This is a genomic window from Pseudomonas sp. UBA6323 (genome assembly GCF_002439135.1).
Classification (GTDB): domain Bacteria; phylum Pseudomonadota; class Gammaproteobacteria; order Pseudomonadales; family Pseudomonadaceae; genus Aquipseudomonas.
This window is the reverse complement of sequence record NZ_DJSX01000059.1, coordinates 34063-50396: the sequence shown is the minus strand read 5'-3', so window position 1 is coordinate 50396 and position 16334 is coordinate 34063. Positions and strand designations below refer to the sequence as shown.

At 63.4% G+C, this 16334-nt stretch carries 13 protein-coding genes; 9 read left to right on the top strand and 4 right to left on the bottom strand.

Annotation, left to right across the window (positions count from 1 at the left end):
* Positions 1–51: 51 nt before the first annotated feature.
* From B3P22_RS13890 to B3P22_RS13880, 3 genes are all read left to right on the top strand, one after another.
* Positions 52–1569 carry a nucleobase:cation symporter-2 family protein gene (locus B3P22_RS13890; RefSeq protein ID WP_419096437.1) on the top strand — a complete coding sequence of 506 codons (1518 nt, stop codon included), beginning with the start codon at positions 52–54 and terminating at the stop codon, positions 1567–1569.
* Positions 1570–1652: 83 nt separating this feature from the next.
* Complete coding sequence (locus B3P22_RS13885) at positions 1653–2513, top strand: outer membrane protein OmpK (RefSeq protein ID WP_296271367.1); 861 nt, start codon at positions 1653–1655, stop codon at positions 2511–2513.
* Between the two features lie 456 nt (positions 2514–2969).
* On the top strand, positions 2970–4430 hold the full coding sequence (locus B3P22_RS13880; RefSeq protein ID WP_296271366.1) for an NCS1 family nucleobase:cation symporter-1: 1461 nt from the start codon (positions 2970–2972) through the stop codon (positions 4428–4430).
* A 4-nt stretch (positions 4431–4434) separates the two neighbouring features.
* Here B3P22_RS13880 and B3P22_RS13875 read toward each other — a convergent pair whose 3' ends face one another.
* Both B3P22_RS13875 and moaA read right to left on the bottom strand, forming a co-directional pair.
* A complete protein-coding gene (locus tag B3P22_RS13875) occupies positions 4435–5274 on the bottom strand; it encodes a substrate-binding periplasmic protein (protein WP_296271365.1) in 840 nt (279 codons plus the stop codon).
* A gap of 43 nt (positions 5275–5317) precedes the next feature.
* The gene (gene moaA / locus B3P22_RS13870; protein ID WP_296271364.1) at positions 5318–6313 is read right to left on the bottom strand and encodes a GTP 3',8-cyclase MoaA; all 996 of its coding nucleotides are present in this window, start codon (positions 6311–6313) and stop codon (positions 5318–5320) included.
* 211 nt (positions 6314–6524) lie between these two features.
* Here moaA and B3P22_RS13865 point away from each other — a divergent pair, with 211 nt between their 5' ends.
* Complete coding sequence (locus B3P22_RS13865) at positions 6525–7169, top strand: TetR/AcrR family transcriptional regulator (protein ID WP_296271363.1); 645 nt, start codon at positions 6525–6527, stop codon at positions 7167–7169.
* A gap of 216 nt (positions 7170–7385) precedes the next feature.
* Here B3P22_RS13865 and B3P22_RS13860 read toward each other — a convergent pair whose 3' ends face one another.
* Positions 7386–7820: a GlcG/HbpS family heme-binding protein gene (locus tag B3P22_RS13860; RefSeq protein ID WP_296271362.1), complete on the bottom strand. Its 435-nt coding sequence runs from the start codon at positions 7818–7820 to the stop codon at positions 7386–7388.
* A gap of 182 nt (positions 7821–8002) precedes the next feature.
* The gene (locus B3P22_RS13855; protein WP_013715037.1) at positions 8003–8917 is read right to left on the bottom strand and encodes a LysR family transcriptional regulator; all 915 of its coding nucleotides are present in this window, start codon (positions 8915–8917) and stop codon (positions 8003–8005) included.
* Positions 8918–9028: 111 nt separating this feature from the next.
* Between B3P22_RS13855 and gcl the strand changes: the two genes are divergently transcribed.
* From gcl to pyk, 5 genes are all read left to right on the top strand, one after another.
* On the top strand, positions 9029–10804 hold the full coding sequence (gcl, locus tag B3P22_RS13850) for a glyoxylate carboligase (RefSeq protein ID WP_296271361.1): 1776 nt from the start codon (positions 9029–9031) through the stop codon (positions 10802–10804).
* A gap of 115 nt (positions 10805–10919) precedes the next feature.
* A complete protein-coding gene (gene hyi / locus B3P22_RS13845) occupies positions 10920–11702 on the top strand; it encodes a hydroxypyruvate isomerase (RefSeq protein ID WP_296271360.1) in 783 nt (260 codons plus the stop codon).
* Between the two features lie 57 nt (positions 11703–11759).
* Complete coding sequence (locus tag B3P22_RS13840; protein ID WP_332108633.1) at positions 11760–12728, top strand: 2-hydroxy-3-oxopropionate reductase; 969 nt, start codon at positions 11760–11762, stop codon at positions 12726–12728.
* Positions 12729–13388: 660 nt separating this feature from the next.
* Positions 13389–14702 (top strand): glycerate kinase type-2 family protein, encoded by a 1314-nt coding sequence (locus B3P22_RS13835; protein ID WP_296271359.1) that lies wholly within the window; start codon positions 13389–13391, stop codon positions 14700–14702.
* A gap of 82 nt (positions 14703–14784) precedes the next feature.
* Entirely contained in the window at positions 14785–16200 is a 1416-nt protein-coding gene (pyk, locus tag B3P22_RS13830) for a pyruvate kinase (protein ID WP_296271402.1), read from the top strand.
* The last annotated feature ends 134 nt before the right edge of the window (positions 16201–16334 follow it).

The window sequence follows — 16334 nt, the reverse complement described above, 5'->3', positions numbered from 1 at the left end:
ACGAGAGGTGCCGTGAAGCCTCGTGCAAGCCCATGACCGTATAAAAACAAAATGGCAGGCTACGACATGACCACAGACAGCAACACCCAAGCTCCCGCTGCGCCCGCCGGCAACAGCGACCTGATCTACCAGCTGGACGACACCCCAGCGTTCGCCCCAGCCATCTTCGCGGCGCTGCAGCATGTGCTGGCCAGCTTCGTCGGCATCATCACCCCCACACTGATCGTCGGTAGCGCTCTGGGCCTCGGCGCCCATGTGCCCTATCTGGTGAGCATGGCGCTGTTCGTTTCCGGCCTCGGCACCTTCGTCCAGGCCAAACGCATCGGCCCGATCGGCTCAGGCCTGCTATGTCTGCAGGGCACCAGTTTCGGCTTCCTCAGCGTGGTGCTCAGCGCCGGCTTCATCGTCAAAGGGCGCGGAGCCAGCGAGGAGGAAATACTCGCCACGCTGTTCGGCATCTGCTTCTGCGCCGCCTTCGTCGAGATCGCCTTCAGCCAGTTCATCAACAAGCTGCGCAAGGTCATCACCCCGGTAGTGACCGGCACCATCATCTGCCTGATGGGCCTGTCGCTGATCAAGGTGGGCATGACCGACCTGGCCGGCGGCTACGGCGCACCGGATCTCGGCGCATTGCATCATCTCGCCCTCGGCGGCCTGGTGCTGGGCACTATCGTCGTGCTCAACCGCGTCTCGTCGCAGGTGCTGCGCCTGTCCGCGGTGATCATCGGCCTGACGCTCGGCTTCGCCGTTGCCTGGTTCACCGGCCGGGTGGATTTCGCCAACATGGCCGATGTGCCGCTGATCAGCGTGCCGCAGCCGTTCAAGTATGGCTTCGGCTTCGACTGGATCGCCTTCGTGCCCATCGCCGTGATCTTCCTGATCACTCCGCTGGAAACCGCTGGCGACCTGACTGCCAACTCGATCATCTCCAGGCAGCCGGTCAAGGGCCCGCTGTACATGCGCCGGATCAAGTCCGGGGTACTGGCCGACGGCTGCAACTCGGCGGTCGCCGCCATGTTCAACAGCCTGCCGATGACCACCTTCAGCCAGAACAACGGGGTGATCCAGCTCACCGGCGTAGCCAGCCGCCACGTGGCTTTCTACATCGCCGGCATCCTGGTTTTGCTCGGCCTGTTCCCGGTGGTGGGCGCGGTGCTGCAACTGATGCCCAAACCGGTGCTCGGCGGCGCTACCCTGATCATGTTCGGCACCGTCGCGGTGGCCGGCATCAAGATTCTCAGCGAAGCCGGTCTGCACCGCCGTAACGTGCTGATCGTGGCCATTTCCCTGGGCCTGGGCCTGGGCGTAGCTGGCGTGCCGGATGTGCTGTCGCACATGCCGGACGTGCTGAAGAACATCTTCGGCTCACCGATCACCATCGGAGCCTTCAGCGCCATCGTGCTGAACATTTTCCTGCCAGACGAACAGCAGGAAGTGGAAGAGGACGACTACGACCCCGAGGCGCACCTGCACACCGTGCTGCAGAACCGCCAGGACGACGATAGCGTCGACGACGGCAACCTCAAGACCCTGAGCCGCGACCTCACCCCGGACGCGCGCACCAGCTGACCCGTTAACCGCGTCATCGATTTCACTCCCGGCAGCCTGCTGCCGGGAGGCACCTGCTTGCACCTCAAAAACAAGGACAATTCATGAAACTCAAGCATCTGCCTCACTGCCTGGCCCTTTCTGCCGGACTGCTCTGCGGCCAGCAGGCGCTCGCCGGCGACCTGCTGCTCTGGCAGGACAACAGCCTGTCGTACCTGTATGGCGAGAACTTCCAGCGCATGAACTTCAATGGCGAAGAGCAGCGCACTCAGACCACCTTCACCTTCGAGCACGCCAGCGGCTGGGCCTGGGGCGACATCTTCTATTTCCTCGACTACATCCGCGCCGACAACGTGCAGACACGCGGCAGCTTCGACAATGGCACCTTCCGCCAGCACGACCGCAACACCTTCTACTACATGGAGTTCTCGCCGCGCGTCAGCCTGAGCTGGCTGACCGGGCAACAGCTCGCCGCCGGCCCGATCAAGGACGTCTACGCCGCCTTTACCTACGAAAAAGGCGAAGGCGGCCCGGGGCCGGAGAACTACCTGTACGGCATCGGTCTGGACTGGGAACTACCCGGCTTCAATTACTTCAAGACCAACCTGTATCAGGTGAAGATCAACAACCACACCTTCTTCAAGGATGCCGACAGCAACGGCTACGCCACCCAGCTGACCGTCAGCGCGGCGTACCCTTTCAGCCTGGGCGATCAGGATTTCGTGGTCGACGGTTTCGTCGACTGGCGCTCGCCCTCGCGCGACGCCGGCACTCAGACCTCGGTCGGCTCCTCGATCCAGGTCAAGTGGGATGCGGGCAAGGCCCTGTTCGGCAAGGAACGTCAGCTCTATGTGGGCACCGAAATCAACATGTGGCGCGCCAAGTATGGCGTGAAACCGGTGGATGGCTCGGGCGACCGCTTCGACCAGACCGCCGTGCAGGCACTGGTCAAGTATCACTTCTGACCGTTGCCGCAACGCACTTGGCCAACGTCGGTAGGGACGGCGGCCGGGTAAAAGGGGGATGGGCGCTTGCGCCCCTCCCCCTTTTTCTTTAACGGGACATCGACAAGTACCCTGGAAGCCGCACCAACCCGGCACTCAAGCACCAACCCCGGCACCGAATCGGTGCGCGATTTGACTGGCGTAACCGGCTTTTCGATCAACATCTTGCAAGCACACAGCTGACCAGAAGGTCAAGTTTTTGATCACAAAAATTCAGTTTTTTGTGTGCAATTTATTCAAAAGCCATATTCAACAACGACTTTTATGTGTACAACACAAGCAGGTTCCTACCGAAACACTGTTTAAGTGGCTGTATACATGGAATCAGTCACGCAACGCATACAGGATCGGAACGAAACCTGCAGACAAATCTCCTCATAGATCGCCGCGGCGCAAGAACAAAACTGGGAGCTGTCCATGTCCAACACCGAAGACTTTCGCATCAAGCACATCGACCCCTCGCTACACAATGAGGACCTCGCCCCATTGGCTCCCGAGAAACGCACCTGGGGCTGGTTCGAGATTTTCAACGTCTGGTCGAATGACATTCAAAGCCTGTTCGGCTACACCCTGGCGGCGACGCTGTTCATTTCCTACGGCCTCAATGGCTGGGCGGTACTGGCGGGCATCGTTCTCGCCGGCTTCATCGTCATGGGCCTGGTGCAACTGACCGGCAAACCCAGCGTCAAGTACGGCATCCCCTTCCCGGTGTTCGCCCGCGCCAGCATGGGTGTACGCGGCGCCAACTTCCCCGCCTTGGTGCGCGGTATCGTCGCCATCTTCTGGTACGGCGTGCAGACCTACTTCGCCTCCACGGCGGTGGCGCTGCTGCTCAACTCGCTGCTGCAACCTCAGGACCCGGCCGTATACATGGGCCTGACCGCCATCGGCTGGCTGTCCTACGTGATCGTCTGCCTGTTCCAGGTGGGGCTGTTCGTCTGCGGCATGAGCTGGATCACCCGCTTCCTCAACTGGGCCGGGCCGCTGGTCTACGTGGTGATGATCGCGCTGATGGGCCTGATCTGGTACAAGGCCGGCCCGAGCCTGCTCAGCGAGCTGGGCAATATCTTCAGTGGCTCGGGCGAATACAAGGCCGGCCCGGTGGCCGCCTTCTTCGCCGTGGTCGGCACCATGGTCGCCTACTTCGCCGCGGTGGTGATCAACTACGGCGACTTCGCCCGCTTCGTCAAAAGCGAAAAGCAGATGACCATCGGCAACTTCCTCGGCCTGCCGGTGAGCCTGGCGTTCTTCTCGCTGATCGCCCTGGTGATCACCGCCGGCACCGTGGTGGTGTTCGGCGAGACATTGACCAACCCCACCGATATAGTCGCGCGCGTCGACAACCTGACCCTGACCATCATCGCCGCGCTGACCTTCTTCGCCGCGACCGTGGGCATCAACCTGGTGGCCAACTTCATCCCGCCAGCCTATGACCTGGCCAACCTGGCGCCGGCGCATATCAGCGCGCGCACCGGGGGCTTCATCACCGCAGCTATCGCCTTCTTCATCGGCGCGCTGTGGGTGGCCTTCATCAGCAGCGTCGGGATCGCTGCTTTCGTCGACACCCTGGGCGCCGTGCTCGCGCCGCTGTACGGCATCATCGTCGCCGACTACTACCTGGTGCGCCGGCGCAAGCTCGACCTGCAGCAGCTGTTCAGTGCCGAGGTCGGCTCGGTCTACTACTTCGATGGCGGCTGGAACCGCAAGGCGATGCTGGCCTTCGCCATCGGCTCGATGTTCTCCGTCGCTTCGGTATGGGCGCCAGCCCTGAGCCAACTGTCGGGCTATGCCTGGCTACTCGGCGCCCTGCTCGGTGCAGTGCTGCACTATGGCCTGATGCACGGCCAGGCGCAGGCGCTGAAACGCGCCACCGTCTGACCCCTTATCGAGTGGACGAAGCCGGCGCCTGTGCGCCGGCTTTGGCTTTCTGGCGCTCGAGAAAATCCACCTTCCATTGCTCGACGCCCATGTACTCGCTATCCAGGTTGGCCTCGACGCGATGGTCCGCCTTGAGTGCCGCCACCTGGGCCGAACGCTCGGCAAGAAAGCGATCGAAGCGGGCGATCAACTGCGGATGACGCTGGCTCGACAGATGAAAACTGCCGCGGGTGTGCGGCAACCTGGGATCGAACACCAGCGCACCGGGCCGCGCACGAATGTTGTCCAGATAATGCGTGGCCACCACCACATTGAAGTAGGCGCCATCGCTGTCCTGCTTCAAGGCCTGGCGAATCATCTGGCGCAAATCCTCGCTGTAGCTCAGCTGAATCTGCCCACTATCGATACCCTGCTCGTATCCACGCGGCGTCCAGCCCTGCACCATCGCCAGGCGATGAATGTTCTCCAACGGCTGCGCCTGGCGCTGCGGCGCGACCAGCACACCATCGACATAATCGACCACGGCCCGGCTGTAATGCATCGCCATGCCCGCCTTTTGCGCGCCGGCCCAGTGCGGGCTATCGGGATACTTGAAGTCGATCTCGCCGCGCTGCAGGGCCGGCAGCAGCTGATCCACCGGCAGCGCCCTGTAGGTCAGACTGACGCCGCTGTCGGCGGCGAAGGCATCCAGAACCTCACGCGCGAAGCCACGGTATTGCCCATCGGCATCGACGCTGTAGTGCGGCGCGAACGGCAGGTCCTCGACGCCGACCACATAGGTGTGGGCCAGGACATTCGCGCTCATCAAAACGGTAGATAGCAGACACAGTCTTACGGGCTTCATGCAGAGCCTCCTTATTGTTCTTGTGAGAAATCCGAAAGCGGATCTATCCGCCGGTCATGCTCATAAAGCGCACCACCTGAACCTGCTCGTCGGTGGCGAAGTGGTGTCGCTCGGGCTTCAGGCGTAGCGCCTCGACCAGCGCCTGGCGCAGACGCTCGCCGTCACCCGGATGGGCGCGCAGCAGACGCTTGAGATCCAATGCGTTGTCATGGCCAAGGCAGAGCACCAGCTTGCCCTCGGCAGTAACCCGCACACGGTTGCAGTCGCCGCAGAAGTTGTGACTGTGCGGCGAGATAAAGCCGACTCGCGTATCGCTGCCGACCACCTGCCAGTAGCGCGAGGGGCCGCCGGTTACCGTACTGCTGCGCACCAGCGAGTGTCGCTGCTCGATGCGCTGGCGCACCTCGTCGCTGGAGCAGAACGTCTGCTCGCGGCTGTGGCTGACCACGCTGCCCAGCGGCATCTCCTCGATGAAGCTGATATCCAGGCCACGGTCGATGGCGAACTCGACCAGATCCAGCACCTCGTCGTCGTTGCGCCCGCTCTGCACCACGCTGTTGAGCTTGATCCTGTCTAAGCCGGCTGCACGCGCCGCATCGATACCGGCCAGCACCTGGTCGAGTTTGTCGCGCCGGGTGAACGCGGCGAAACGCTCGCGCTGCAGGGAATCCAGGCTGATGTTCAGACGGCGTACACCGGCCGCACGCAATTGCGGCGCCAGCTCGCCGAGTTGCGAACCATTGGTGGTGATCGCCAGGTCATCCAGCTCGTCACGTGCGCCCAGGCGCTGCAACAGGCTGAGCAGGTTCTTGCGCACCAGCGGCTCGCCACCGGTGATGCGAATACGCCGTACGCCCAGGCCGATGAAGGCGTCGGCCACGGCGTAGAGTTCTTCCAGGCTGAGTATCTGTGCACGCGGCGCGAACTGCATGTCTTCGCTCATGCAGTAGGTGCAGCGAAAATCGCAGCGGTCGGTCACCGACAAACGCAGGTAGGTGATGCGTCGACCGAAGGGATCGACGAGCTGACTGGTATTCACGTTGGTCTCCTGCAGCGTCGCGCGCCGAGACTTTTGCTCATGGATGTAGCTGTACGGGATAAGAACAGAAAAGCGATTTTCTGTACACAAAAATTTGACCCACAAGTCAGTTAAGCGCTGCGCAGCCCGTGGCCGCTGGCTTGAGCCTCGCGCAAAGCCGGTGCTACCATGCCCGACCGCCGCTCGGCGGCAGAGGAAAACACAGGGCCTTATGACCAGCATTCGCGAGCGCAACAAAGAGCTCATCCTGCGCGCAGCCAGCGAGGAGTTCGCCGACAAGGGCTTCGCCGCCACCAAGACCAGTGACATCGCGGCCAAGGCAGGCCTGCCCAAGCCCAACGTCTACTACTACTTCAAATCCAAGGAAAACCTCTACCGCGAGGTCCTGGAAAGCATCATCGAACCGTTACTGGCTGCCTCTGCCCCCTTCAACCAGCCAGGCCACCCGAGCGAAGTCCTGACCGCTTACATCCGCTCGAAGATCCGCATCTCCCGCGAACTGCCGCATGCGTCCAAGGTGTTCGCCAGCGAGATCATGCACGGTGCGCCGCATCTGTCACCGGAACAGACCGAACAGCTCAACGCCCAGGCCAAACACAACATCGCCTGCATCCAGCGCTGGATCGACCAGGGCCTGATGGCCAAGGTCGACCCACATCATCTGCTGTTCAGCATCTGGGCCGCCACCCAGACCTACGCCGACTTCGACTGGCAGATTTCCACCGTCACCGGCAAGGCCAACCTGGACGACGCCGACTACGAAGCCGCCGCGCAGACAATCATTCGTCTGGTGCTCAAGGGCTGCGACGTCGACCCGATGCCGTCTAACGCCTCCGAGCTGGTAAGCAGCGTCTAGGTGACTGTCCGTCTCAGTATGGATCGCGCTCTACCGATGCACCTCTGGTGGATGTAAAAGGCGACATCCACCCTACGCAACCCCGCAAACCGTGGGAGGCGCTTTAGCGGCGACGCTTCGATGTCCCAGTCGCGACTGAAGCCCCTCCCACAGTCGTAGCCCGGATGCAATCCAGGGCATCGCGCAGCCGCAATCAAGGCGGTGCGCAAAGCGTCCCTACGCCCCCGCATCCGCCTTCAGACCAAGAGATTCCAGCGCGCTGACCGCACACTGCTCATCGATGTCCGAGGTGTCGCCGGTGATGCCGACCGCGCCGATCACCTGCCCCTGCGCGTCACGGATCAACACGCCGCCAGGCGCCGGCACAAGGTTGCCCTGGGCCAGATTGTTCACCGCACCGATAAAGGTCGGGCGCTGCTGCGCATCGGCGGCGATCAGGCGCGAGCCCTTGCCCAGCGCCAGTGCACCCCAGGCCTTGCCGATGGCGATCTGCGGACGCAGCAGGCTGGCACCATCCTCGCGCTGCAGGCTGATCAGATGCCCGCCGGCATCCAACACTGCCACCGTCAGCGGCGCAGCGCGAAGCTCACGCCCGACGGCAAGCGCGTTGCGGGTGATGCTCACGGCTGTGGACAGGTTAAGCGCATTCATAAGGAGTCTCCGAAAACCGAACAGGAAGTCACCGCACGCTCCAATGAGACTGTGCGACATGAGAAAGCGCCTTATGCAATAGCCGAAGAGAAGGATTGTTTCAACAAAAAAGAACAAAATAAAATGAAAATGTACACAATAAGTTTATATTATAAAAACAATATAAGTATCGAATAACCTATTTATCCTCCTCGTACTTCCCAGTACCCCGGCGCGTTGTAGATGTCCTTCAGGTAGTCGATGAAAAAGCGCACCTTGGCCGGCAGGTAACGCTGCTGTGGGTATACCGCCTGGATGTCATAGGCCGGGATTTCGTAATCATCGAGCACCGTGACCAGCTCGCCGGCCTTCAACTCCGCCTGAATTTCCCAGGTCGAGCGCCAGCCGATTCCCAGCCCCTGCTTGACCCAGTCGTAGAGCAGTTCGCCATCGTTGCAATCGAGGTTGCCGGCCACCTTTACCGCCACCTGGCGCCCGTCGCGCAGGAAGGTCCAGCCGCGCTGCTGGCCGCCCTGCAGGTTGAACGCCAGGCAATTGTGCCGCGCCAGGTCTTCGAGGGTGCGCGGCACGCCGTGCAGCTCGAAGTAACTGGGCGCGCCACAGACCACACGGCGATTGGGGAAGAGCTTGACCGCAACGTAGTTGGGGTCGGTCACCTCGCCGATGCGGATGCCCATGTCGTAACCCTGGCGCACCAGATCGACCAGGCTGTCGGTGAAGTTGAACGACAGCTTCAGGTCCGGGTAGCGCTTGAGAAATGCCGGCGCATGCGGCGCGATATGCCGTCTGCCGAACGCGGCAGGCGCGGATACCACCAGATGCCCACGCACCGACCTGCCCCCACGGGCCACGCTAGCATCGGCCTCGTCGAAGTCCTTGAGCAGGGCGCGGGCGCGATCGAGGTACTGCTCACCGAGGTCGGTCAGCTGCAGACCACGCGTGGAGCGATGCATCAACTTGACGCCCAGGTGGCGCTCCAGCGCGTCCAGGCGGCGTCCCATGACCACCGGGGTGACGCCTTCACTGAGCGCAGCTGCGGCGAAGCTGCCGTTGTCGGCCACCAGAACGAAACTGCGGATAAGGGTATGACGGTCCATTCGGTACTCCAAGTATCGACAGAACTGAAGTATCCAACAATTCCGCCGCACCGGTACAGCCGTCATCCTTGCTCCCAAGAAGAAAAACCACTGACTCGGAGAACAATGGTCATGGCCAGAATGAGAGCAATCGAGGCAGCCGTACTGGTGATGCGCCGCGAAGGCGTCGATACCGCGTTCGGCGTCCCCGGCGCTGCCATCAACCCCCTGTATGCCGCACTGAAGAAACTCGGTGGCATCGATCACGTCCTGGCCCGTCACGTCGAAGGCGCTTCGCACATGGCCGAGGGTTACACCCGCACCAATGCCGGCAATATCGGCGTGTGCATCGGCACCTCCGGCCCTGCCGGCACCGACATGGTCACCGGCCTGTACTCGGCCTCCGCCGACTCCATCCCAATCCTTTGCATCACTGGCTATGCCCCACGTGCACGCATGCACAAGGAAGACTTCCAGGCGGTCGACATCACCAGCATCGTCGGCCCGGTGACCACGTGGGCCACCACCGTGATGGAGCCCGGCCAGGTACCGCGCGCCTTCCAGCGCGCCTTCCATGAAATGCGCAGCGGCCGTCCCGGCCCGGTGCTGATCGACCTGCCGTTCGACGTGCAGATGGCCGAGATTGAGTTCGATATCGACGCCTACGAGCCGCTGCCGGTGGCCAAGCCGAGCACCAGCCGCGTCCAGGCCGAGAAGGCCATCGCCATGCTCAACGATGCCGAGCGCCCGCTTCTGGTCGCCGGTGGCGGCATCTTCAACGCCGATGCGGCGGACAAGCTGGTCGAATTCGCCGAGCTGACCGGCGTACCGGTGGTGCCAACCCTGATGGGCTGGGGCGCGATTCCGGACGATCACAAGCTGATGGTCGGCATGGTCGGTCTGCAGACCTCGCATCGCTACGGTAACGCCACCCTGCTCGCCTCCGACCTGGTGTTCGGCATCGGCAACCGCTGGGCCAACCGCCACACCGGCTCGGTGGACGTCTACACCGAGGGCCGCAAGTTCATCCACGTCGACATCGAACCGACGCAGATCGGCCGCGTGTTCAACCCGGATCTGGGCATCGTTTCCGACGCCGGTAGCGCACTGAATGCCTTCCTCCAGGTGGCCCGCGAGTGGAAAGCCGCTGGCAAGCTGAAGGATCGCAGCGCCTGGGTCGAGTCGTGCCGCGAGCGTAAGCGCACCCTGCAGCGCAAGACCCACTTCGACAACGTGCCGGCCAAGCCGCAGCGCGTGTACGAGGAGATGAACGAGGCCTTCGGCAAGGACACCTGCTACGTCAGCACCATCGGTCTGTCACAGATCGCCGGCGCGCAGTTCCTGCACGTGTACAAGCCGCGCCACTGGATCAACTGCGGCCAGGCCGGCCCGCTGGGCTGGACCATTCCGGCGGCCCTCGGCGTGGTCAAGGCCGACCCGACCCGCAACGTGGTGGCGCTGTCCGGCGACTATGACTTCCAGTTCATGATCGAAGAGCTGGCTGTCGGCGCGCAGTTCAACCTGCCGTACATCCACGTGCTGGTGAACAACTCCTACCTGGGGCTGATTCGTCAGGCGCAGCGCGGCTTCGACATCGACTACTGCGTGCAGCTGGCGTTCGAGAACATCAATGCGCCGGAGCTCAATGGGTATGGCGTCGACCACATCGCCGTGGTCGAGGGCCTGGGCTGCAAGGCGATCCGCGTGTTCGACCCGAACGAGCTGCAGAACGCCTTCGCCGAAGCCAAGCGTTTGATGGCCGAACACCGTGTACCGGTGGTGGTCGAGGTGATCCTGGAGCGTGTCACCAACATCTCCATGGGCACCGAGATCAACGCCGTCAACGAGTTCGAGGAACTGGCCGAGCGCGGCGTCGACGCCCCGACCGCCATCTCGCTGCTGGATTGATCAGTACGCCGGGTGTGCCATGCGCACCCGGCCATCACGACGTAGCCCGGATGCAATCCGGGAAGACCGCAACACCGCCCCCGGATTGCATCCGGGCTACGACAAGGAGCACACCATGCCCCGTTTTGCTGCCAACCTGTCCATGCTGTTCACCGAAGTGGACTTCCTGGACCGTTTCGCCGCTGCCGCCGAAGCCGGTTTCAGCGGCGTGGAATACCTTTTCCCCTATGACTTGCCGGTGGAAGAGATCAAGGCCCGCCTGGACGCCAACAAACTGGAGCAGGTGCTGTTCAACCTGCCGGCCGGCGACTGGGGCAAGGGCGAGCGCGGCATCGCCTGCCACCCGAACCGCATCGAGGAGTTCCGCGCCGGCGTCGACCAGGCCATTGCCTACGCTAAGGTGCTGGGCAACAAGCAGATCAACTGCCTGGCCGGCATCCGCCCGCAGGGCGTGGACTGCGCCACCGTCGAGAAAACCTTCGTCGACAACCTGCGCTATGCGGCAGACAAGCTGGCCGGTGCCGGCATCCGCCTGGTGATGGAAGCCATTAACACCCGCGACATCCCCGGCTTCTACCTCAGCACCACCAAGCAGGCCCTGGACATCCGCGACAAGGTCGGCAGCACCAACCTGTACCTGCAGTACGACATCTACCACATGCAGATCATGGAAGGTGACCTGGCCCGCACGGTTGAGAGCAACCTGGCCGCCATCAACCACGTGCAGCTGGCCGACAACCCGGGCCGCAACGAGCCGGGCACCGGCGAGATCAACTACCGCTTCCTCTTCGAGCACCTGGATCGCATCGGCTACCAGGGCTGGATCGGCTGTGAATACAAGCCGGCCACCACCACCGCTGCCGGCCTCGGCTGGATGAAAGCGCACAACGTGATCTGACGGCTGCACCTGTAGGAGCGGATTCATCCGCGAAAGCGGCAGTGAACCCACCACTGCATTCGCGGGCAAGCCCGCTCCCACAGGCCTGCGTCGCCCCCAGCATCGAGACAGACAAATACAAAGAGGCAAATTCTCATGGCAAAAATCGGATTTATCGGCACCGGCATCATGGGCAAACCCATGGCGCAGAACCTGCAGAAAGCCGGGCACACCCTGTTCCTTTCCGAGCATCACGACCCGGCTCCGGCCGACCTCGTAGCTGCCGGGGCTGTCGCGCTGGCCAACCCGCAGGAAGTCGCTCAGGAAGCCGAATTCATCATCGTCATGGTGCCGGACACCCCGCAGGTCGAAGACGTGCTGTTCCGCGCAGACGGCGTTGCCAGCGGTGTTGGCAGCGGCAAGGTGGTGATCGACATGAGCTCGATCTCGCCCTCCGCCACCAAGGCCTTCGCCGAGAAGATCAAGGCCACCGGCGCCGCCTACCTGGACGCCCCGGTGTCCGGCGGCGAAGTCGGTGCCAAGGCCGCGACCCTGTCGATCATGGTCGGTGGCTGCCCGAACGCCTTCGAACGCGCCCTGCCGCTGTTCCAGGCCATGGGCAAGAACATCACCCTCGTTGGCGGCAATGGCGACGGCCAGACCGCCAAGGTGGCCAACCAGATCATCGTCGCCCTGAACATCCAGGCAGTGGCCGAAGCGCTGCTGTTCGCTGCCAGGAACGGTGCCGACCCGGCCAAGGTGCGCGAGGCGCTGTCCGGTGGTTTCGCCGGCTCGAAGATCCTCGAAGTGCATGGCGAGCGCATGATCAAGGGCACCTTCGATCCGGGCTTCCGCATCAGCCTGCATCAGAAGGACCTCAACCTGGCGCTGTCCGGCGCCCGCGAGCTGGGTCTGAACCTGCCTAACACCGCCAATGCCCAGCAGGTGTTCAGCACCTGTGCGGCGCTCGGCGGCAGCGGCTGGGACCACTCCGCCCTGATCAAGGGCCTGGAGCACATGGCCAACTTCAATATCCGCGGCGAGTAACAGAGCGCCCTCTCCCCCGGCCCCTCTCCCGCATGCGGGAGAGGGGAGACAAGCAGCTCGGCGTTGCGCGAATTTCGGCGTACGCCAACCAGTCCCCTCTCCCACTTGTGGGAGTGAAGGACAAGCAGCTCGGCGTTGCACGGAGTTTCGGCGTACGCCAAACCAATCCCCTCTCCCACTTGTGAGAGTGAGGGACAAGCGGCTCGGCGTTTACGGAGTTTCGGCGTACGCCAAACCAGCCCCCTCTCTCAGTTATGGGAGTGAGGGACAAGCAGCTCGGCGTTGCACGGAGTTTCGGCTTACGCCGGACCAGTCCCCTCTCCCATTTATGGGAGAGGGTTAGGGAGAGGGGCTTAGCTTCTGGCCCACCCTTTCGACCTTCCTGGCAGGAGGTGTCACGGCCCGATTGCCAGGTTGGTCGATTCCACTCCCCAGGCGCTGCCAACGCGGCGCCTGCGGACTGGAATCGATCCAGCACTACCCAAGAGCCTATTCAAAGTCTCGCGAGCTAGAGCCATGCAAGGCAAAAGCAGGCGAGGACCGGTCGGAGTCGCGCTCGACTTTACGAGCTGTGAATGAGCAGTCCGAGCCTGCTTTTAACGCAGCAGGGCCGACGCGCAGCAGACTTTGAACAGGCTCTAAGAACAAGAGACCACCACCATGACCTTCGACCCGCAAAGCCTGCTGCGCGACCTGTTCGCCACCGCCATCGCTGCTGCCCATCCGCGCCAGGTACTGGCCGATCATCTGCCTGCCGACCGTAGCGGCCGCGTCATCGTCATCGGCGCTGGCAAGGCCGCCGCGGCCATGGCCGAGGTGATCGAGCAACAGTGGCAGGGCGAGATCAGCGGCCTGGTGGTGACCCGCTACGAGCACGGCGCCGATTGCAAAAAAATCGAAGTGGTGGAAGCCGCGCACCCGGTGCCGGACGATGCCGGCGAGCGCGTCGCCCGCCGCGTGCTGGAACTGGTGTCGAATCTGAGCGAAGACGACCGGGTGATTTTCCTCCTCTCCGGCGGCGGCTCCTCGCTACTCGCAATGCCGGCAGACGGCATCAGCCTCCAAGACAAGCAGGCGATCAACAAGGCGCTGCTCAAATCCGGCGCCACCATTGGCGAGATGAACTGCGTGCGCAAGCACCTCTCGGCGATCAAGGGCGGCCGCCTGGCCAAGGCCTGCTGGCCGGCGACCGTCTACACCTACGCCATCTCCGACGTGCCCGGCGACGAGGCCACGGTGATCGCATCCGGCCCCACCGTGGGCGACCCGACCACCTCGGCCGAAGCCCTGGCGATTCTCGCCCGCTATGGCATCGACATTCCCGCCAACGTGCGCGCCTGGCTGGAAGATCCACGCTCGGAAACGGTCAAGCCAGGCGATCCGGTGCTCGCCCGCAGCCATTTCCAGCTGATCGCCACGCCGCAGCAATCGCTCGACGCCGCTGCGGCCAAGGCCGAAGCCGCCGGCCTCCCGGTGCTGATTCTTGGCGACCTGGAAGGCGAGTCGCGTGACGTGGCCAAGGTGCATGCCGGCATCGCCCGCCAGGTGCAGTTGCACGGCCAGCCGATCAAGCCGCCATGCGTAATCCTCTCCGGCGGCGAGACCACCGTTACCGTGCGCGGCAATGGCCGCGGCGGACGCAACGCCGAATTCCTCCTCAGCCTCACCGACAGCCTCAAGGGCCTGCCCGGCATCTACGCGCTGGCCGGCGACACCGACGGCATCGACGGCTCCGAAGACAACGCCGGCGCCATCATGACGCCCTACAGCCATGCCCGCGCCGGCATCAAGGGCCTGAGCGCCCGCGACGAACTGGACAACAACAACGGCTATGGCTACTTCGCCGCCCTCGACGAGCTGATCGTCACTGGCCCGACCCGTACCAACGTCAACGACTTCCGCGCCATTCTGATCCTGGGAACATCGGAAACTGCAGGTGAAGAACCGCTGGGCGCCTCCCTGAAGGGCGGGTGAAAACCGCCAGAGCGCTGGTGGCGGGTTGCACCCGCCCTACGCCGCAACGCCATCGACAAAACTCATGACCAAGGCCTGCCAGATGACTCCCGACAAGAAAGTAAAGATCCTCGCCACCCTCGGCCCGGCGATCCGCGACGCCGCGCATATCCGCCAACTGGTGGAAGCCGGGGTCAACCTGTTTCGCCTCAACTTCAGCCACGGCGAGCACGCCGACCACGCCCAGCGCTATGAGTGGGTACGCGAAGTGGAGCGCGAGCTGAACCAGCCCATCGGCATCCTCATGGACCTGCAGGGGCCGAAACTGCGCGTCGGCCGCTTTGCCGAAGGCAAGGTACAACTGGTCAACGGCCAGAACCTGCACCTGGATCTGGACGCCACGCCCGGTGACGCCAGCCGGGTCAACCTGCCCCATCCCGAGATCATCGAAGCCCTGCAGCCGGGCATGAGCCTGCTGCTGGACGACGGCCGCCTGCGCCTGAAAGTGACCGGCAAGCAGGCCGATGCCGTGATCACCGAAGTGGTAGCCGGCGGTGAACTGTCCGACCGCAAGGGCGTCAACGTGCCCGAGGCGGTGCTGCAACTGTCGCCGCTGACCGAGAAGGATCGCCGCGACCTGGCCTTTGGCCTGGAGCTGGGCGTGGACTGGGTGGCGCTGTCGTTCGTGCAGCGCCCGGAAGACATCGTCGAGGCTCGTGAGCTGATCGGCGGCAAGGCCTTCCTTATGGCCAAGATCGAGAAGCCCTCGGCGGTGCAGCATCTCGAAGAAATCGCCCGTCTGTGCGACGCGATCATGGTGGCGCGCGGCGATCTGGGCGTGGAAGTGCCGGCCGAGAACGTGCCGCGCATCCAGAAGGACATCGTGCGCACCTGCCGCCAACTGGGCCGCCCGGTGGTGGTCGCCACGCAGATGCTCGAATCCATGCGTTTCTCCCCGGCGCCGACCCGCGCCGAAGTCACCGATGTGGCCAACGCCGTGGCCGAAGGCGCCGATGCAGTGATGCTGTCGGCCGAGACGGCCTCCGGCGACTACCCGCTGGAAACCGTGCAGATGATGAGCAAGATCATTCGCCAGGTGGAAAATGGCCCGGACTACCAGACTCAACTCGACGTCGGTCGCCCGCAGGCCGAAGCCACCGCCAGCGATGCCATCAGCTGCGCCATCCGCCGTATCAGCTCGATCTTGCCGGTGGCGGCCCTGGTCAATTACAGCGAATCCGGTGCCAGCAGCCTGCGCGCCTCTCGCGAGCGTCCGAAGGCGCCGATTCTCAGCCTGACGCCGAGCCTGACCACGGCGCGCCGCCTGACCGTGGCCTGGGGCATCTACTCCGTGGTCAACGAGCGCCTGCGCCGGGTCGAGGAAGTCACCAGCACCGCGCTGGAGATCGCCCAGGCCCAGGGCATGGCCAAGCGCGGTGAAACCGTGGTGATCACCGCCGGCGAACCCTTCGGCCAGCCCGGCAGCACCAACAGCCTGAGGATCGAGACGCTGCATTGAGCCGGCGATTCTCAATGCAATAAAGAACCGTAGCCCGAATGAAATCCGGGGAATGCTCGACTCCTGATTCCCGGATTTCATCCGGGCTACGCACCGAGTCGGCGCACCCTACACAGCTCCTCCGGCCTGCACGG